The 18,892-nt window shown below is 70.9% G+C and carries 16 protein-coding genes; 8 read left to right on the forward strand and 8 right to left on the reverse strand.

The genetic code is table 11. The annotated features are described in order from the left end of the window. Nucleotides 1-62: 62 nt before the first annotated feature. Both AC3ANS_RS07380 and AC3ANS_RS07385 read left to right on the forward strand, forming a co-directional pair. Nucleotides 63-749, forward strand: coding sequence for a hypothetical protein (locus tag AC3ANS_RS07380; protein ID WP_488295511.1), 687 nt, complete (start codon nucleotides 63-65; stop codon nucleotides 747-749). Nucleotides 750-781: 32 nt separating this feature from the next. Continuing rightward, nucleotides 782-2,836, forward strand: a complete 2,055-nt coding sequence (locus AC3ANS_RS07385; RefSeq protein ID WP_488295512.1) for a hypothetical protein — start codon at nucleotides 782-784, stop codon at nucleotides 2,834-2,836. A gap of 16 nt (nucleotides 2,837-2,852) precedes the next feature. Here the strand turns inward: AC3ANS_RS07385 and AC3ANS_RS07390 are convergent, their stop codons facing one another. The 3 genes from AC3ANS_RS07390 to AC3ANS_RS07400 form a co-directional block, all read right to left on the reverse strand. Next, nucleotides 2,853-4,562 (reverse strand): DEAD/DEAH box helicase, encoded by a 1,710-nt coding sequence (locus tag AC3ANS_RS07390; protein ID WP_488295513.1) that lies wholly within the window; start codon nucleotides 4,560-4,562, stop codon nucleotides 2,853-2,855. Nucleotides 4,563-4,698: 136 nt separating this feature from the next. Continuing rightward, nucleotides 4,699-5,184: a superinfection immunity protein gene (locus AC3ANS_RS07395; RefSeq protein WP_488295514.1), complete on the reverse strand. Its 486-nt coding sequence runs from the start codon at nucleotides 5,182-5,184 to the stop codon at nucleotides 4,699-4,701. 135 nt (nucleotides 5,185-5,319) lie between these two features. After that, the gene (locus tag AC3ANS_RS07400) at nucleotides 5,320-6,024 is read right to left on the reverse strand and encodes a DUF6989 domain-containing protein (protein ID WP_488295515.1); all 705 of its coding nucleotides are present in this window, start codon (nucleotides 6,022-6,024) and stop codon (nucleotides 5,320-5,322) included. Between the two features lie 428 nt (nucleotides 6,025-6,452). Here AC3ANS_RS07400 and AC3ANS_RS07405 point away from each other — a divergent pair, with 428 nt between their 5' ends. Continuing rightward, the gene (locus AC3ANS_RS07405; RefSeq protein WP_488295516.1) at nucleotides 6,453-7,805 is read left to right on the forward strand and encodes a hypothetical protein; all 1,353 of its coding nucleotides are present in this window, start codon (nucleotides 6,453-6,455) and stop codon (nucleotides 7,803-7,805) included. Between the two features lie 17 nt (nucleotides 7,806-7,822). Here AC3ANS_RS07405 and AC3ANS_RS07410 read toward each other — a convergent pair whose 3' ends face one another. The 4 genes from AC3ANS_RS07410 to AC3ANS_RS07425 are packed head-to-tail and all read right to left on the reverse strand — an operon-like array spanning nucleotide 7,823 to nucleotide 12,722. Further along, nucleotides 7,823-9,475, reverse strand: a complete 1,653-nt coding sequence (locus AC3ANS_RS07410) for an ABC-F family ATP-binding cassette domain-containing protein (RefSeq protein WP_488295517.1) — start codon at nucleotides 9,473-9,475, stop codon at nucleotides 7,823-7,825. A 42-nt stretch (nucleotides 9,476-9,517) separates the two neighbouring features. Then, nucleotides 9,518-9,967, reverse strand: coding sequence for a nuclear transport factor 2 family protein (locus tag AC3ANS_RS07415; protein ID WP_488295518.1), 450 nt, complete (start codon nucleotides 9,965-9,967; stop codon nucleotides 9,518-9,520). Further along, nucleotides 9,964-11,769, reverse strand: coding sequence for an N-acyl-D-amino-acid deacylase family protein (locus AC3ANS_RS07420; RefSeq protein WP_488295519.1), 1,806 nt, complete (start codon nucleotides 11,767-11,769; stop codon nucleotides 9,964-9,966). The genes AC3ANS_RS07415 and AC3ANS_RS07420 overlap by 4 nt, the downstream gene beginning before the upstream one ends. A gap of 53 nt (nucleotides 11,770-11,822) precedes the next feature. Continuing rightward, entirely contained in the window at nucleotides 11,823-12,722 is a 900-nt protein-coding gene (locus AC3ANS_RS07425) for an SDR family oxidoreductase (RefSeq protein ID WP_488295520.1), read from the reverse strand. An 84-nt stretch (nucleotides 12,723-12,806) separates the two neighbouring features. On the opposite strand from AC3ANS_RS07425, the gene AC3ANS_RS07430 reads away from it, so the two are divergent. From AC3ANS_RS07430 to AC3ANS_RS07440, 3 genes are all read left to right on the forward strand, one after another. Further along, complete coding sequence (locus AC3ANS_RS07430) at nucleotides 12,807-13,370, forward strand: TetR/AcrR family transcriptional regulator (protein WP_488295521.1); 564 nt, start codon at nucleotides 12,807-12,809, stop codon at nucleotides 13,368-13,370. A 385-nt stretch (nucleotides 13,371-13,755) separates the two neighbouring features. Next, entirely contained in the window at nucleotides 13,756-14,157 is a 402-nt protein-coding gene (locus tag AC3ANS_RS07435) for a hypothetical protein (RefSeq protein ID WP_488295522.1), read from the forward strand. Nucleotides 14,158-14,315: 158 nt separating this feature from the next. Continuing rightward, the gene (locus tag AC3ANS_RS07440) at nucleotides 14,316-14,909 is read left to right on the forward strand and encodes a hypothetical protein (protein ID WP_488295523.1); all 594 of its coding nucleotides are present in this window, start codon (nucleotides 14,316-14,318) and stop codon (nucleotides 14,907-14,909) included. 64 nt (nucleotides 14,910-14,973) lie between these two features. Here the strand turns inward: AC3ANS_RS07440 and gabT are convergent, their stop codons facing one another. Then, nucleotides 14,974-16,317: a 4-aminobutyrate--2-oxoglutarate transaminase gene (gabT, locus tag AC3ANS_RS07445; protein WP_488295524.1), complete on the reverse strand. Its 1,344-nt coding sequence runs from the start codon at nucleotides 16,315-16,317 to the stop codon at nucleotides 14,974-14,976. Between the two features lie 107 nt (nucleotides 16,318-16,424). On the opposite strand from gabT, the gene dxr reads away from it, so the two are divergent. Together dxr and AC3ANS_RS07455 are read left to right on the forward strand one after the other, a co-directional pair. Continuing rightward, a complete protein-coding gene (dxr, locus tag AC3ANS_RS07450; RefSeq protein WP_488296450.1) occupies nucleotides 16,425-17,528 on the forward strand; it encodes a 1-deoxy-D-xylulose-5-phosphate reductoisomerase in 1,104 nt (367 codons plus the stop codon). Next, nucleotides 17,525-18,886: a M50 family metallopeptidase gene (locus AC3ANS_RS07455; RefSeq protein ID WP_488295525.1), complete on the forward strand. Its 1,362-nt coding sequence runs from the start codon at nucleotides 17,525-17,527 to the stop codon at nucleotides 18,884-18,886. Before dxr ends, AC3ANS_RS07455 begins: the two co-directional genes overlap by 4 nt. Nucleotides 18,887-18,892 lie beyond the last annotated feature (6 nt).

An 18,892-nucleotide genomic window follows, 5' to 3' on the forward strand; every position in this document is an offset into this window, starting at 1 on the left:
CCTGCCCGTGGGACGCCGCGGGTGGCGTGCGGGTTGTCCGGTCTCGCGCCTAGGGTGGCGACGTGAGCGAGACAACGGGGGTTTCTCGGGACGGTCGTCGACGCCTGCTGCTGGTGGGCCTGGCCGGTCTGGTCGTGGTGGTCGCGGTGGTGGCCGTCGTCGTCTGGCTGCGTGACCGACAGCGTGACGACGAGTGGGCGCACGGCGGTGACGGCATCGACATCACGGCGCAGGTCCAGGCGACGACGCCCCACGACTACCCGGACGCCCTGGAGGCCGTCGGTGTGCGGCCGGAGCCGGCGTACCCGCGCGTCAGCCAGATGTACGTCGTGAAGGTGTCGTGGAGTGGCGCGCCGACCGGCGGCGAGGACGCCTTCGTGCTGCTCGACGGCCGCCTCTCGCCGCCCCAGCCGCTGGGCGCCAGCGGGTCGTGGGGGGAGTCCGGGAGCGGGGGCGGCCCCCACTGGAGCGGCTCGTACGAGGCGCTCTCCGAGCACTATCCCTGGCTGGCCGGAACGGCGTCCGTGCGGAACGCCGACGGGTCCTACTCCATGGACTACGACGCGCTCTCGCTGGCTCCGGCCGAGACGGGCGGTGGCGTCCTCTCCTTCTACCTGCCGAAGGCCGACGTCGCGACCTCCCACCCCGAGGACGACCTGGTCCTCGCGATGGTGCACACCGACGGCGACGGTGACGTCCGCTGGGCCCGCAAGGTCACGCTCGAGCCCGCGACCGGATCAGCGGGCTAGCTTCGCCCCAACTTCTCTCGGAGGGAGTGCCCGTGCGCCGCATCGGCCTCGTTGCAGTCAGCGTCGTCATCGCCATCGTCATCGCCATCACCTCGGCACCGGCGTCGCCGGTCGCGTCGGGCCATCCGGCCGACTCGGTCGGGCACGCCAGCGGGCCGCCGGCCGCGCCGCTCGCGGTCACGAGTGTTCGCACGGTGCGCCTGATCACCGGCGACGTCGTACGCATCCTGACCCGCGCCGACGGCACCAGCGCGGCGCGGATCGTTGCCGGCCCGCACAGCCGCGGACCGGTGGCGAGATGGCGGACCGCGGACGGAGCGAGCTATCTGATGCCGGCGACGCCCGCCGGGGTGAGTGCCAAGGTGGACTCCTCCCTCTTCGACGTGTCCCGGCTCGCGCAGCTGTCGGGCAGCCGGGTACCGGTCGTCATCACGATGCGGCCCGACGCCGGGACGGCGGCGTGGAGGACGGTGGCGCACCGTCTGGCGGCCGACGCGACGTCGTCGAGCACCGTCCGGGGCAGCTACGGCGCCGGGTTCGGCGGTCTGCGCGACCGGGACCTCGCGGCGATCCGCTCGATCCGTCTCGCCGGTCCGGCGCCGTCGGAGCCCAACCTTCCTGGTCCGCAGCACGCGCTGACCGTCAACGTGCATCACGGCAACGGCCATCCCGCGAGTGCGGTCGTGTTCATCGAGAACGTCGACGACGCCGACCGCTACCTCGAGACACCGCACGTCGACGGCAACATCACCGCCGACGTGCCCGAGGGCAACTACGCGGTGATGGCGTGGACGTTCTCCCGGCTGGTGGTGGTGCCGGAGATCGCGGTGACGCAGGACAGCACCGTCGACCTGGACCTCTCCGAGGCGACCGTCCGACCCCACGTCAGCATGCCGGGGCACCGCGTCCGCGAGGCCGTGCTCAGCGTGGGCCGGAGCGCCGACGCCGGGTTCAGCTTCCCGGTGCAGTTCTCCGGGCCGCGGTTCTTCATGCGGGTGCGACCGGCCGACGGCGACGTCGCGCACGGGGCGCTGCACACGGGCGTCTCCACCAAGCTCGCACCCACCGGCCGGGCGTCGGACCACGAGCTGGCGGTGACCGCGGACGTGTCCGAGGGCGTTCCGGCCGACCTGACCTTCACCCACCACCGGGCCGACTTCGCCCGGGTCGTCGACCGGTTCTATGCCAACGGGCCAGCTGGGCAGCGACAGACCTACGTCGACGCTGCGGCCGACGACGTCGACTTCTGGACCGGGAGCGAGTACGACGTCAGCGTCCCTGGCCGCCGGACCCTGCTCCTCCAGGCCTCGCCCGACACGTCCTACCAGCAGACGCTGTTCCCTCAGGCGGCGCCGGGCAGCAACGACCTCACCCAGCTGATCGTGGTGGGCCGCTACCCGGCGGCGGGGCGCACCTACGGCGTGGCCTTCGCCCACGGGCCGGTCGGCCCCGGCTGGGAGGGCAACGGACCGTCCCGTGGCGTGAGCAGGGACGGCGACCACCTGCGCGGCTCGATGCCGCTGTTCTCGGGCGCCGGGTCGAAGACGTTCTCCTACGTCGATCGCGCCGACGGCTCGTGGGAGCTGCGCCGCGACGGGCACAGGATCGCCGGCGGGCGTCACGAGGTCTCCTTCGACGCCGCGGTCCCGCGAGGACGGCGTACCTATGAGCTGGACGCCGTGTCGCAGCCCGCGGCGGCCAACTGGCAGCTCTCGACGCGGGTCGAGGACCTGTGGCGGTTCCACTCCGCGCGCGGCGCGGCGACCCCGGCGATCCTGGTGCCGTCGTACGTCCCGCCGATCTCGCTGTCGGGTCGGTTGCGGCCCGGGCCGACCCACTTCGAGCTGTCCTTCCGGACCCCGCCCCGAGACCCCCGGATCGCTCGCGCCGGCGTGGAGCTGTCGACCGACGGTGGCCGGACCTGGCGGCCTGCGCGGGTGGTGCGCACCGGGCCGGCCGCCTTCGACGTCCGCTACCTCAACCCCGCGGCCGGCGCCGATGGCACGATGAGCCTGCGGGTGAGCGGCCGCGACCGCCACGGCAACACGGTCCGGGAGACCGCGCTCGACGTCTACCACTTGGGGTGAGTGTCGGTCGCCGCGCTCAGCTGCCGTCGTCGGTCAGGGTGGTCGGGGGCAGCCAGTCGGCGCCGAGGAGCTGGGCGAGGTCCGCGAGTCCGGTGGTGTCACTGCCGACCGTGTCGGAGGCTGCGGCGATCCGTTCGACCATGACCCTGCCGACCTGTTCCTCGACCGTGCCTTCGGCGTACGCGATGTGCCACGGCGAGACCTGGTGGTCGCGGTGGGTGCGCCCGGTGACCTGCCGCCCGGCGATGCCCGAGAAGCGCGCCTGGTGGAAGACGCCGACCCGCGGCTCGGTGCTCGCCTGACGGCCGTCGGCGAGGGTCTCGCCGGCGTGGAGGCTGATCGAGGCGACCGTGGTGAAGACGCAGACCTTCGCCTGTCCGGTCTGGAACCGGAGCCGTTCGGCCTCGGCGTCGAACCGGTCGCGACCATAGATCGTGGCGACGTCGAGCCCCGCGTCCCGCAGTCGGTCGGTGATGGGGTCGGCCGCGGTCGCGACGAACTCGACCGAGCACGCCACCTGTCGCTCGGACTCGACCTGCTGGGTGATCCAGGCGACCGTCGAGTCGACCCGGATCAGCCCAGCCTTCTGCCGGAACCGCAGCAGCGCGGCCCGGCCCTTGGCGACGTTGCGGCCGCGTCGCGCGATGTCCATCTCGCGGCAGAACTCGCCCCACTCGGCCTCGTACGCCGTCCGCTCGGCCGGTGTGAGGGCGACCGGCATGCCGGAGATCGGCACCGGCCCCCAGGGCGCCGCGCGGTGCAGCATCGCCGGGGGACGCTCGTCGGCGAGCCAGCCACGCACCAGCTTCAGGTCGGCGGCGCGCCGCGCCGGGTCGGTGGTCCAGGTCGCGCCGTACCGACCTTGCTCCACCGCGACGCCGTGGCGCTCGAGGGCCGCGGCGAACGTCGCCCCGGGCTGTGTCGCCGACGTCCACTCCCGCATCGACTCGCCGAGCACCTGCGCGTAGGCGGGCGCGAGGTACGGCAGCTCCAGCGGCGTGTGCCCGGGTGTCGCGGTCGTCGCGATGACGAAGGGGGCCTGGTCGTGCGGCTTGCCGTGTCCCGAGATCCGCGCCCAGTGCTTCCACCGCTTCGTCGTCGTACGTCGTAGTGCGTGCGCCTCGTCGGCGATGATCACGTCCCAGGTGTGGTCCTTGACCTTCTCCAGCCGGTCCCACGTGATCACGACCCACTCCAGGCCGCCGTCGCCGAGCGCTGTGATCGTGCGGCACCAGTGGCCGATCGTGATCGCGGCGGGCCGGTCGGCCACGACGAGCACCCGCTGCGCGCCGCGCAGGTCACCCACCGCGCTCGCGCCGAGCACGGCTGAGATCGTCTTGCCCACGCCGGGCTCGTCGGCCAGCAGGAACTGCCGTCCGCCCGCCGCGGCGCGCGCCGCGATCGCGTCGGCGGCTTCGAACTGGATCCGCCGCGGCTCGAGCTCGTCGGTCGGCTCGGGGGAGGGCGCCGGACTGTCGGGGTTGAGCGTGTTCTCGATGAACCGGCCGAGGGTGTGCGGTCCGGGAACGTACGGCGCCAGGTGGGCGGGCACGGCGCGCCCGACGTACAGGTGGGTCTTGACCGCCGGGTGCCAGGCGGCGCCGTCGACCTGGGTCCCGTAGGGCACGTCGAGCACCCACAGCCGCTCGCCGGGCCCGGCGATGGGCAACGGCCGCTGCGCCGTTCCCTTCCGGGTGTTCCGGCGGCGTGGGCGTCGAACGGACATCCCGCGACGCTATCGGGGGCTCGCGCCCTGCCCGCGCTGGCTCGCCCAGGTGTTGGCAGGCAAGCCGATGCCTCGGCGTCCCAGCCGGCCAGATCCAGATGTCGACAGGCGGCGAAACGACGAGACGATGAGGAACTCAGGTGCGTTGTTGGAGGTAGACGACTTGGTGCGCCGTGCAAGCCATCACGAGCGCGACGATCCATCCGATGAATGTCCAGCCAAGCAAGAAGTTCACCAGTCCCACCGCCCAGCTGTTCGACTTGCCTCGCGTTGCCGCGATAGCCCAAGGCAGCATGTATCCGACCGAGAGCACCGTCAGAATCCAGGCGATTGCCACTTCGGCGCCGTTGGTCCGAGCGTCAGTCATGACCATGGGTGCTTGGAACTCCGGCCGGTAGGCGGAGACAGCGGCAGGCGCCCGGTGCTCGGTCCATTGGAGGCCGTCCCAGTAGCGCTGCTCGCCGTGGAGCGGATACCACCCAGCAGGAGCTGTGACCATGGGCACGGCTGGCGGCACGGCTCGGGGAGTCGGTGCAACAGCGTCATTCGGAGACGCTGTCATTGGGTAGTTGGCCGCTATGGGTGCGGTCTCGCCATCGTGGGAGCCGTCCTGGTGGGTCATGGAGCCGATCCTCGCTCAGTGGACCTGTTCGCGAGGACGAATCATGGCAGCGCTCAAAGCCCCTCCGTAGGGCGTTCGTCACGCGGCAACTTGAGGAATCATGGCGATCTGCTGGCTGGTAGAAGGGGGGACGGCTCAGGCCGTGATCCGCCAGCCTGCGACGTCGATCAGGAAGTACGCGAGGACGAGCGCGCCGAGGTAGAACGTCGACACCGCGAGCGCCGCACCGACGCGGGCTGGCAGCGAGCTGTGCCGGACGCGGGTGAACGCCGTGGCCGTGGCCCAGCCGAGGGCGGCCTCGGCGGGGACGACGTAGACCGCCACGCCCAGCAGGCGGTGCGTGTCGCCGGTGGGCTCCCAGAGACCCAGCGTGGGAGCGAGGAGCTCGGCGCCGAGGAAGACCAGGGCCGCGAGCAGGGCCGCGCGGCCGGGCCGGCCACCACTCAGAGCGACCGAGACGAACAACGGGGCGACCCACATCGCGGCCATGGCGAGCGGGATCACGTCGTCCACGCGCGGGCCGCCTCGGTCGGGGAACCGCAGCGTCCCCACGAGGTCGGCCAGGACCCAGTCCGGCAGCACCTGGAAGACAGAGACCAACGCGACGAAGCCGGCCAGGGTGAGGAGGTCGGTCTGGCCCGTCGAGCGGCAGACCCACAGCAGCGCTGCGACGTACGCCACGACGCACGCGAAGACGCCCCAGCCCTGGGCCGGCCGATCGAGTGAGAGTGCGACCGCGCCGCCGAGGAGGAGGGCGGCGTGTACGGCGACGACCTGGCCGAGACCGGCGCGGGAGGTGCCCGAGGAGGTGGGCAGGGACTCGCGATGGGTCGTGGTCACGGGGACAACGTAGCGACGCCGAACCCTCCATGCGACCGGTTGCTGGGGCCCGATCGCGGTCGTCGAGGGCGTGCCGTTGGTCGAGCTTGTCGAGACCCCCACAGCCTGCGCAGCGCGCTGCGTCGCAGGCTGCGCAGGCCCATCGAGACGTATGTCGGCCTGTGGGTACGCCCGGGTCGTCGTTGCTGAAAGACGGGGAGCGTGGTCGTTGTTCGCTGTGGTCACCCGAGCGCGGTCACCGTCCGTGCTCGGGCATCAGGTGCGTGGTGGCTTGCTGTGCTGTGGTCGTCGTTGCAGACCCGGGATACCTCCTGCCCGTCTCAATCCCCACACGGCATCAGAGATTTTACTTTCCGGATTCTCCAGAACCCTGTGGATACAGGGTTCTGAGCCCTTCGAGTGTCGGTGGGCCCTGTTTGAGTCATCTCATGCAGCAGCCCAAGGCGTTGGTGGAGATGTCGCAGGACGAGGTCCTTGACTTCGCCGGCGCCTGCGCCGACACCGCGTGGCGGGCCGAGGTCGACCTGCTGCGCGCGGCCTACCAGTGGTCGGTGCTGCACGCAGCTGACCGGCTCGACCCGGCCGAGGCCGGGTTGCCGGGGCGCGAGCGGGCGCGGTTGCTGGGTGGGCCGGGTGTCGCGGAGGTGACGGAGTTCGCGGCCGCAGAGCTCGGCGCGCGGATCGGGCGATCGCCGTACGCCGCGGCCCGCCTGATCGGCGACGCCCAAGACCTCTACCACCGCCACCCGCAGCTGTGGGGCCGGGTGCAGGCCGGCGAGGTCCGCGCCTCCTACGCCCTGCACGTGACCTCGAAGACCCGCGACCTGCAGCCCGACGAGGCCGCCTACGTCGACGCGGGCGTCGCGGAGTCGGCCGACGGGCGGATCCCCTGGAGCCGGTTCGAGGCGCTGGTCGAGGCCAAGGTCGCCCAAGCCGCCCCTGCGTTGGCACGCGAGGCCGAGGAGCGAGCCGCGCGGGCCACGTTCGCGAAGAAGCTGCGCACCCAGGCCAACGGGATGGCGTCGTTCCTGGTCCGCGCCGACCTGGCCACGATCGAGGCGATCGACGCGGCCGTGACGGCGCGTGCCGCGCGGGTCACCGAGGTCCCGGGGAGCGAGCAGCCGAGCGAGGACCAGCGCCGTGTGCACGCGTTCCTGCTGATGGCCACCGGCGCCGCGGACGACACCGACCTCGCCGACCTGCTGCCGCGGGTGCAGCTCTATGTCCACACCTACGCCGGCCCCGACGCCGAGGAGATCGTGCGCGTGGAGGGCCACGGCCCGGTCACCGAGGACTGGGTCCGTGACGTGCTGGGCCCACGGGCTCGGTTCACGATCCGACCGGTGCTCGACCTGGCCGGTCAGGCACCGGTGGATGCCTGGGAGATCCCCGACCGACATCGCAGCGCCGTGCACCTGATCACGCCCGCCGATGTCTTCCCGTTCGCCTCCTGCACCAACCGGTCCATGGAGATCGACCACACCACCCCGCACGCCCAAGGCGGCATCAGCGGCATCGGCAACTACGGCCCCATGACCAAACGACATCACCGGATCAAGACCCACGGACGATGGCAGGTCCAACAGCCCTTCCCCGGGATCTTCGTCTGGCGCGACCCCCACGGCACCCACTACCTCGTCGACCACACCGGCACCCGCCGGACCACCCGCACCCCCCAGGCCGCCCAACACCTTGAGAACCCGGCACAGCCGATGATCCTCGAGCTCTGGCACCCACCCACCGGCATCGACATCGACCACGACTACCCCGACGTGGCCTGACCGCTGCCGACCCGAGGTCAGTCCGTGTGGGTGACGGTGACCCGGCCGTCGTGGACCTGCCAGCGCTGGTCCAGCCGGACGTTGTCCAAGAGTCGGCGGTCGTGCGAGACCAGCAGCAGAGCCCCGTCGTAGGACTCGAGGGCTTCCTCGAGCTGCTCGATCGCCGGCAGGTCCAGGTGGTTGGTGGGCTCGTCGAGGACGAGGAGGTTGACCCCGCGGGCCTGCAGCAGGGCCATCGCGGCGCGCGTGCGCTCGCCGGGCGAGAGCCGGCTGACCAGGCTGGTGACCTGGTCAGCCTTGACGCCGAACTTCGCCAGCAGCGTCCGTACGTCGGCCGGAGCCATCTGTGGCACGGCCATCTCGAACGCATCCCCCAGCGGCAGGTCCTCGACCAGCCCGGTGCGGGACTGGTCGATCTCACCGACCGCGACCGAGGCGCCCATGCTTGCTCTGCCGGTCGCAGGAGCGAGCCGGCCGAGAAGGAGACGCAGCAGCGTCGTCTTGCCGGCGCCGTTGGGGCCGGTGACGCCGATCCGATCGCCCGCGCTGACCTGGACCGAGGCCGGGCCGAAGGTGAAGCTGCCTCGGCTCACGGCGGCTTCGTCGAGCGTCGCCACGACGGAGCTGGAGCGCGGAGCGCTGCCGATCGTGAAGCGCAGCGACCACTCCTTACGAGGTTCCTCGACCTCCTCGAGGCGTGCGATCCGGGACTCCATCTGTCGGACCTTCTGGGCCTGCTTCTCGGAGGACTCCACGCTCGCCTTGCGGCGGATCTTGTCGTTGTCGGGGGCCTTCTTGATGGCGTTGCGGACGCCCTGGGAGCTCCACTCGCGCTGAGTGCGAGCTCGCTTGACCAGGTCGGCCTTCTTGTCGGCGAACTCCTCGTAAGCCTCGCGCGCGTGCCTGCGGGCAACGGCGCGCTCCTCGAGGAACGCGTCGTATCCGCCGTCGTAGACCGCCACCTGTTGCTGGGCGAGGTCGAGCTCGACGATCCGGGTCACCACCCGGGAGAGGAACTCGCGGTCGTGGGAGACCAGCACGACTCCGGCGCGGAGCCCACGGACGAACGTCTCCAGCCGTTCCAGGCCGGCGTGGTCGAGGTCGTTGGTCGGCTCGTCGAGCAGCACGACGTCGAAGCGGCTCAGCATCAACGCGGCGAGGGCCGCTCGGGCGGCCTGCCCGCCGGACAGCGACGTCATCAGGGCGTCGGCGCCGACCTCGAGACCGAGGTCGGCGAGCATCGGCGCGAGCCGTTCGTCGAGGTCCGGCGCGCCACTGGCCAGCCAGTGGTCGAGAGCGTGCGCGTAAGCGTCCTCAGCTCCTCGGGAGGTGTCGCCGGCGCCGAGCGCGGAAGCGGTCCGCTCCATCGCGTCGGTCGCGGCCGCAACTCCCGTACGCCGGGCGACGTACTGACCGACGGTCTCGCCGGCGACACGCTCGTGTTCCTGAGGAAGCCAGCCGACGAACGCGTCGACGGGAGCAGTGGAGACGACCCCGTCGAGCGGCTCCAGGTCTCCGGCGAGGATGCGCAGCAAGGTCGTCTTGCCAGCCCCATTGGCTCCGACCACGCCCACCACGTCCCGGGGCGCGACGGTCAGGTCAAGGGACTCGAAGAGGATGCGGTGAGCGTGGCCACCGGCAAGGTTCTTGGTGACGAGGTTCGCGCTCACCCGGAGATCGTAGTTACCTCACCGGCCGGTGCCTGCGTCCGGCTACAGGTCCCCACTCGCGTCGTACACCCAACTGGTGTCGGCGGTGGCGAGCGACTCGACCCACGACGCGGGTGCGGCGTTCATGATCGCGCCGTAGTCCCAGTAGTCCTTCCAGAGACAGACCTTGCCCTCGCGCACCCGGTGCACGGTGGCGAACGGGAGCACTACCACCTCGCCGGACGAGAACGTCCAGGTCTCGGAGTGCTCGTACATCACGTGCTCGCCGTCGGCGACGAGGAGGCCGTCGTGGTTCTCGTACGCCGCGAGCTCACCCCAGCCGACGCGCAACCGCTTGGCGATGTCCGCTGGGCCACGGGCGGCGAGCGTCGGGCCGACGGGCACGTCGAGGTAGATGCAGTCGTCGGTCACCCAGTCGGCGATGCCGTCGTAGTCGCGGTCGGACAGCGTGCGCCACAGGCCGCGCACGGCCTCCTCGAGGGTCCGGGTCACGACGCGGCCTCGGCCTCCGAAGCGACCGGGGCCGCGGTGACCGCCGGGACGGTAGCCGCCTGCTCCGCACGCAGGAAGCTGCCCGTCCGCTCACGTCCGAGCAGGGGAGTGGGCTCGCCGTCGGTGACGACCCGTCGGCCGGCGATGAACACCGCGGGTACGGCGGCGTCGTTGCGGTTGACCATCCGCGAGAGTCCGCCGTACTGCTCGACCGGGGACTCGCAGTACTCCTCCAGCGAAGCATCGAGCCGCTCGGGATCGATCACGACGACATCGGCCCGGTCGCCGACGCGCAGGTGGCCGGCGTCGATGCGGTACCAGTCGGCGAGCTCGCCGGTCAGCCGGTGCACGACGTGCTCGACGGTCATGAACGCATGACCCGCGCGCTCGGCGTCGCGCACGTGCTTGAGCAGGCGCAGGCCGAAGTTGTAGAACGCCATGTTGCGCAGGTGGGCGCCGGCGTCGGAGAACCCCATCTGGATGCCCGGGTCGGCCGCGAGCTTGCGCAGCACCTCGGGCCGGTGGTTGGAGATCGTCGTGCGCCACCGGATGTCGGTGCCGTGCTCGAGCACCAGGTCGAGGAACGCATCGACCGGGTGCTTCCCGCCCCGCTCGACGCCGACCTGCCCGAACGACTTGCCGACGACGCTCGGGTCGGGGCAGGCCACGATCTCGGCGTCGAAGAAGTCCCGCTGCCACACGCGAGGGTCGTACTTGCGCGCGTAGTCCTTGCGGAACTGCTCGCGGTACGCCGGGTCGCGCATCAGCTCGTCGCGGGCGATCTTCTCCTGCAGGTGCAGTGCCGCGGCGCCCGAGCCGAACTCCTCGAAGATCACCAGGTCGATGCCGTCGGCGTAGACCTCGAACGGGACGGGCAGGTGCTGCCAGCGGAAGTCGGCCCCGAGCTTGTTGACCACCCAGGCCAGTGGGCGCATCAGGTGGATGATGAACGGCAGCGCCTTGAGGTCCGCGGCCGAGAGCAGGCTGGTGCGCAGCGGCGCCTTGCCGAACAGGCCGAGGGAGTGCAGCGCCTGCACCAGGATCGTGTGCGGGTGGCTCGCGTCCGGGCCGGCCTGCAACGCGCGGCGCCGACGGCGCAGGATCGAGCGCAGGGCACGCATCTCGCGCCCCTTCGCGTACGTCGAGGGCAGGGTGCGGGAGCGACAGAGATCGCCGTCGAGCTTGTCGAAGAGCAGCTGCTGGGCCGACATCCCGACGAACCCCGCGTCGAGCGCCTCGTCGAGCATCCGCTCCATCCGGGCCTGCTCGCGCCGGCTCGGGCGGACCTCCTTGCGGGTCGCTCGGTCCAGCCCCATCGTGGCGGTGCGCATGTCGGAGTGGCCGATGAACGCGGCCAGGTTAGGCCCCAGCGGCAGCGACTCGAGCGCGGCGACGTACTCCTGCGCCGACGACCAGGTCTTGTGCTCCTCGACGGCGCGGATCACGTGCTGGCGCGGGATCGCCTCGACCCGGCCGAACAGGTCCCCGGCGTCGACACCGCCGACGTGGATGGTCGAGAGCGAGCACGAGCCCAGCAGGATGGTCGTCACCCCGTGACGCACCGACTCCGGGAGCCCGGGGCCGTCCAGCACCTCGACGTCGTAGTGGGTGTGGATGTCGACGAGGCCCGGGACCACCCACTTCCCGGTCGCGTCGACGACCTCGGGGCAGCCGGTGGCGTCGAGCGGCTCCTCGCTGACCGCGACCACGCGGCCCTCGCGGATGCCGAGGTCACGGATGGCGGAGCGGGCGCCGGTCCCGTCGAACCAGCGCCCGTTCCGGATGATCGCGTCGAAGGTCATGCCGGCATGGAACAGGTTCCAGTTGACGTGTGTCAATGGTCACATGCCGTCCGTTAATCCAGGTACGACGCGCTCATCTCCTCGAGCAGGCCGGGCCCACTGGGCGTCCAGCCGAGCAGCTCCTGCGTGCGAGCGCTCGACGCGGGCATGTCCTGGGCCAGGAACATGCCCAGGAACCCGAAGTGCTCGTCGGCCTGCTCGAGGGGGATCGAGGTGGCGGGGAGGCCGAGGCGCTCGCCGATGAGCTCGGCGATGGCGCGCTGCGTGACCCCCTCCTCGGCGACGGCGTGGAGCACGCTTCCGGCGGGGGCCTGCTCGAGCGCGAGGCGGAAGACCCGCGCCGCGTCGAGCCGGCTGACGGCCGGCCAGCGCTGGGAGCCGTCGCCGACGTACGCCGCCATGCCCTTGGTTCGGGCGATGTCGACGACCATGGGGATGAAGCCGTGGTCCCCGGGACCGTGGACCGTCGGGGTCAGGCGGACCACCGAGGAGCGGACCCCCTGCTCGGCGAGGGACAGCGTGAACGTGCCGTTGGCACCGCGGGCGCCCGTGTGGCCCTCGCCCGTGGGGACGTCCTCCTCGGTTGCGACCCGGCCCGGTGCGAGCAGCCCGGTGCCCGACGCGATCGCGAGCGGGCGTCCCGAGCCGGCGAGCGCGCCGCCCATGGTCTCGATCGCCGCGCGGTCACTTGCCGCGGCGCCGGGGAAGTCGCCGGTGAACGCGATGTCGTGGCGGAACGCGAGGTGGGCGACGCCGTCGGATTCCTCGGCGCCCCGGCGCAGGACGTCGAGGTCGTCGACGGTGCCGCAGAGCACCTCGGCACCGAGGCCGGCGACGGTCGCCGCCGCCTCATCGGAGCGGGCCAGGCCGACGACCTGGTGGCCGGCGGAGTAGAGCTCGGCGACGAGCGCGGAGCCGATGAAGCCGGACGCGCCGGTGACGAAGACACGCATGGAAGGACCTCCTGGATTGATGTCAGAGACTGTCATCAACGTAGCACGGGCATGTCAGCGACTGTCATCAACTAGGATCGCCCCGTGGGACGTTGGGAGCCGAACGCGCGCGGCCGCCTCGAGGAGGCGGCCCTCGAGCTGTACGCCGAGCGCGGCTACGACCAGACGACGGTCGCCGAGATCGCGCAGCGGGCCGGGCTCACCGAGCGCACCTTCTACCGCCACTTCGCCGACAAGCGCGAGGTGCTGTTCGCCGGCGGAACGGCCCTCGAGGAGCTGCTCGTCCACGCGATCGAGGAGGCGCCCGAAGGCACCTCGGCGTACGCCCTCGTCGAGGCGGCGCTCGACCAGATCGCCGGGGTCCTGCGCGAGCGTGCCGAAATCGCCCCGCGACGTCAGGCGGTCATCGAGTCGCATCCCGAGCTGCGCGAGCGCGAGCTGGGCAAGCTGGCGGCCTGGGGCTCCGCGCTCGCCGGCGCCCTGCGTGCGCGCGGCGTCGAGCCGCGGGTCGCCGAGCTGGTCGCCCAGACCGGCGTGGCGGTGTTCCGCGTGGCCTTCGAGACCTGGATCGCCGACGCCCTGCACCAGGACTTCGGTGCGATCCTCGCCGACTCGTTCGCGCAACTGCGCGCCGCCGCCGCCGACTGACCCGTTGGCTGGCCGGAGCCGACCGGTCAGGCGGTCGCGGCGAACGCCTCCGCCACCCGTCGAAGCCCTCGTCGAGCAGCGCCTCGGCGGTCGAGATGCGTCGAGTCGGCGATGGCGTCGTTCGATCATTGACGAACCATCCAGCAACGAACATTGTCGTTTCGACCGCCCGCGCACCTCGGCCGGGGGCGGACGTCGTGACAGGCGGCTAGCTATGGTCCTTCGGTCTTCGCGAACTCTCTTTGCAGCGGCGGTGGTCGTCGCGGCCGCCAGCGCGTGTGGAAGCAACACTGCGATTGATACGAGTGCTGATACGTCGGCATCTACCTCTCCCAGTTCCTCGGACACCGCCAGCCCATCCGGCACTGCGATTCCGCCAGCATCTGTGAGTGCGTCGGCCACGGATGACCCCTCCGGCGATCCCGATCCCACCAAGCCATGCGGAGCTTGGGCGGCGTCGGATTCCTCCCTCGAAGCCGCAGTCTCCTCGAAATACGGTGAGATCGACGACTGTACGAGCGTCGGCGGTGTCTGGCTCATGACCACCGACCAAGGCTCGGACGGCGTCGGCCACATCGGAATCCATCGCTGTGCCGGTGACTGCGCCTCTGACCTCCCTCAGGCGATCGACGACTGGACTTTCTATCAGCCATCGGACACGAAGGGCACCTACAGCAGGTTCGCTGGCATCAACAAGGACGGCACGCTCATCTTCGTTGGAGGGGCCGGCGAACTCGCCTACAACCCTTCGACCGGCAAGTTCACCCCTGAGGGCGAGCACGGGTGATGAGACGCTGCCTCGCCGGTGCAGTTCTACTCGCCTCGGCCATTCTCGTGCCCGGCTGCGCTCACGCCCAGTCGCCACCGCCGGGTCACGACTACACGGCCGTCGCGCCAGGAGCGCGGACCCTCGCCCACGGGGGCGTCACCGTCGAGGCGCTTGGAATGGACGGCTGCGATTCTCGAAGGACATCGGCCCGAGATGACGTCGAGTACTACGTCAACAACGGCGAGCCGGTCTGGCTCGAGATCACACCTCAGAGCTACTGCGCCTCAATCGCCACGTACGAGAGCGAGATCAGCGCGATGCTTACTCACATCGAGAGCCACACCTCTGATACTGACGAGGGCAAGTGGTTTGCCGGCATCATGCTCGATGAAGAAGACGGCTACGGATTCTCTGTCTCGCAACTCGCCAGCCTCAACGCGGCGGTGCAGGGTTATGTCGCCTCGTCGCCTGGCCACACATTCTGGTCGCTGGAGGGGTTCGTTGCGAACGGAACGCACCCGAATGGCTGTGATTGGACGTACGCCGAGTACGAGTCAGTCCTCCTTGCCGGCTACCAGGCGCAGCAGATTGAGCACCAGCGCAACATCAATCTGGTGAACCATGAGTCGGGCCGCCCAACGCTGGCCACCTGGAACAGCGGATACTCCCCAAGCAATACGCGCGACAACGCAAGTAGCCCGGTGATCTGTCCCGTGTACGTCGACGCAGGCCATAGTTACAAATGGGCCAACCATTTCGTCGCGACCTAGCCTCGAGATGAAGTCTCGAGGTTAGGGGACTTCAGCTTCCCGCTTCGACGTCTCCTCAACGCAGTCAACTCGTCGCGGCGAACGCCTCCGCGACCACGTCGAAGCCCTCGTCGAGCAGCGCGTCGCCGATCGAGAGGGGCGGCAGGAAGCGGAACACGTTGCCCCAGGTGCCGCAGGTCAGCGTGACGACGCCGTGCTGGTGGCAGTACGCCGACACCGCGGCGGTGCGCGCCGGGTCGGGGTCGGTGGTGCCGGGGTGGCACAGCTCGATCGCCATCATCGCGCCGCGGCCACGGACCTCGGCGATCACCTCGTGCTCGGCGGCCAGCGCCTCGAGCCGGGAGCGCATCCGGGCACCGATCTCGCGGGCGCGGGCGTCGAGCTTGCCCTCGCGCATCTCCTCGATCGACCCGAGCGCGGCCGCGCAGGCGATCGGGTTGCCGCCGTACGTGCCGCCGAGGCCACCCGCGTGCACGGCGTCCATCAGCTCGGCGCGGCCGGTGACCGCGGCGAGCGGGAGGCCGCCCGCGATGCCCTTGGCGGTGGTCACGAGGTCGGGCACGACGCCCTCGTCGTCGCAGGCGAACCAGTCGCCGGTGCGGCAGAAGCCCGACTGGATCTCATCGGCGACGAACACCACGTCGTTGGCCTGCGCCCAGGCCGCGAGCGCCGGGAGGAAGCCCGGTGCGGGCACCACGAAGCCGCCCTCGCCCTGGATCGGCTCGATCACGATGCACGCCAGGTTCGCCGCGCCGACCTGCTTGTCGATGACGTCGATGGCCCGGGCCGCGGCCTGCTCGCCACTCAGCCCGTCGCGCAGCGGGTAGGACATCGGCGCGCGGTAGACCTCGCCGGCGAACGGGCCGAACCCGTGCTTGTACGGCATGTTCTTGGCCGTCATCGCCATCGTGAGGTTCGTGCGCCCGTGGTAGGCGTGGTCGAACACGACGACCGCGTCCTTGCCGGTCGCCACGCGGGCGATCTTGACCGCGTTCTCGACCGCCTCGGCCCCGGAGTTGAACAGCGCGCTCTTCTTGGCGTGCGTCCCCGGCGTGAGCTCGGCCAGCTCGGCACACACGTCCACGTAGCCGTCGTACGGCGTGATCATGAAGCAGGTGTGCGTGAACGCGTCGACCTGGGCGTGCACGTTGCGGGCCACGGCCGGTGCCGCGTTGCCGACGGTCGTCACCGCGATGCCGGACCCGAGGTCGATCAACGAGTTGCCGTCGACGTCCACGAGCACGCCGCCGCCGGCCGCCGTCACGAACACCGGCAGCATCGTCCCGACGCCGTCGGCGACGTGCGCGCGCTTGCGCTCCAGCCGCTCGAGCGAGCGCGGGCCGGGGATCTCGGTGACGAGCCGGCGCTCCTGGGGGAGCGAGGGGCCGCCGACAGCAGATTCGGTCATGAGGAAGAGGCTAGTCCGACGGGATCCGTTCCCGGGAGGGGGTCTGGGCATCGATTTCGTGGGTCGGCTCGGAGGCGTGTCCTCCGGATTCCGTCACCGGCCCGGCGCTGCGGGAGACTGACCGGGTGAGAGACGTCGCCATCCTCGGCAGCACCGGCTCCATCGGCACCCAGGCCCTGGAGATCGTCCGCGCCAACCCGGACCGGTTCCGGGTCGTGGCGCTGACCGCGGGCGGCTCCCACCCCGAGCTGTTCGCGCGGCAGGTGGCCGAGTTCGCCCCGACGTACTCCGGTCTGGGTGAGGACGCGAGTGTCGAGGCCGCCTCGCGGTCGTGCGACGTGGTGCTCAACGGCATCACGGGCGCGGTCGGCCTGCGCCCGACGCTCGCGGCGCTCGACGCCGGCAACACCCTCGCGCTGGCCAACAAGGAGTCGCTGATCATGGGCGGCCCGCTCGTGCTCGAGCACGCGTTGCCCGGCCAGATCGTCCCGGTCGACTCCGAGCACAGCGCGATCGCCCAGTGCCTGCGGGGCGGGACCGCCGAGGAGGTACGCCGGCTGGTGCTCACCGCGAGCGGCGGACCATTCCGCGGCCGCAGCCGCGAGGAGCTGGCTGATGTGACGGTCGAGCAGGCGCTCGCGCACCCCACCTGGGACATGGGCCCGGTCGTCACGATCAACTCCGCGACCCTGGTCAACAAGGGCCTCGAGGTCATCGAGGCCCACCTGCTCTTCGGCATCCCGTTCGACCGGATCGAGGTCGTGGTGCACCCCACGAGCGTCGTGCACTCGATGGTGGAGTTCGTCGACGGCTCGACGCTGGTGCAGGCGAGCCCGCCGACCATGCTGATCCCGATCGCGCTCGGCCTCTCCTGGCCCGACCGGGTGCCCGACGCCGCGCCGCCTGTCGACTGGACCCGCCCGGAGACGTGGCAGTTCTTCCCCCTCGACGACGAGGCGTTCCCCGCAGTGGCGCTGGCCCGCGCCGCGGGGGAGCGCGGGGGCACCGCGCCGGCGGTATACAACGCCGCCAACGAGGTCGCGGTCGAGGCCTTCCGGGCCGGCGGGCTCGCGTTCACGAGCATCGTGCCGACTGTTCAGGGCGTTCTCAGCCGTCACGACGTACCCTCGGAGGTGACGATCGAGGACATCCTCGCCGCCGACGACTGGGCCCGAACCTGCGCCCGCCAGCTGATCGAAGGGACCCGATGACCGGCCTGTTCTACGTGTTGGGCGTGGTGATCTTCGTGATCGCCATCCTGACCTCGATCGGGCTGCACGAGCTCGGCCACATGATCCCCGCGAAGGCCTTCGGCGGGAAGGTCACCCAGTACTTCATCGGCTTCGGCCCCACGGTGTGGAGCAAGCGGGTCGGCGAGACCGAGTACGGCGTCAAGGGGATCCCGCTCGGCGGCTACGTCAAGATCGTCGGCATGCTGCCCCCGGGCGCGACGCAGCTGGCCGACGAGGTCACCGTCGACGCCGAGGGCAACCAGGTCGTCAAGGTCCGCAAGTCCAACACCGGCATGTTCACCCAGCTCATCTCCGATGCTCGCGCAGCGGAGTGGGAGACGATCAAGCCCGAGGACAGCGACCGGCTCTTCTACAAGATGACCTGGTGGAAGAAGGTCGTCGTGATGGCCGGCGGCCCCACGGTCAACCTGCTGATCGCGTTCTCGATCTTCTGGGGCATCTTCGCCCTCTACGGCGTGCGCACCAACGAGCCCGACGCCGGAGCCCCGGTCATCGACGGGGTGTCCCAGTGCGTGCTGCCGTACGCCGAGGAGGGGCGCGACTGCACCGCGTCGGACCCGCTGAGCCCGGCCGCCGAGGCCGGCCTGCGCCCCGGTGATGTCGTCACCTCGTTCAACGGCACCCCCATCACCGGCTGGGACCAGCTGCGCACGCTGATCCGCGGCAACGACGACGGCCAGGCCGTGATCGGCTACGAGCGCGACGGCAAGCAGCTGACCGGCTCCACCAGCACCACCGTCGAGGCGCGGCCCACGTCCGAGACCGACCAGACGCTGCGCCAGGTCGGGTTCCTGGGTGTCACGCCCACGACCCACGAGGTCGTCACCAAGGGCGGCCCGATCTACACCCTCGACCAGATGGGCACGATGACCGTCACGACGGTCAAGGCCCTCGGCACGCTCCCGGTGAAGGTCTGGGGTGTGGCGAAGGCGATCGTCGGCGTCGAGGACCGCTCCCAGGACAGCCCCGTCTCGATCGTCGGTGGCGGCCGGATCGCGGGGGAGACCGTGTCCCACCAGGGCTTCCCGGTCACGGAGAAGGCCGTCTTCCTCCTCGGGCTGATCGCCAGCTTCAACTTCTTCATCGGCATGTTCAACTTCGTCCCGCTGCTGCCGCTCGACGGCGGCCACATCGCCGGTGCCCTGTGGGAGGCCGTCCGTCGCGGGTTCGCCCGGCTCCGCGGTCGCCCCGACCCCGGCTACGTCGACGTCGCCAAGCTGCTGCCGATCGCGTACGGCGTCGCCAGCTTCCTGCTGGTGATGGGCGTCGTGCTGATCGTCGGGGACCTCGTCGTCCCCGTGCACCTCGAGTCCTAGGATCGA

It is taken from the genome of Nocardia sp. 149-1B (assembly GCF_057747975.1).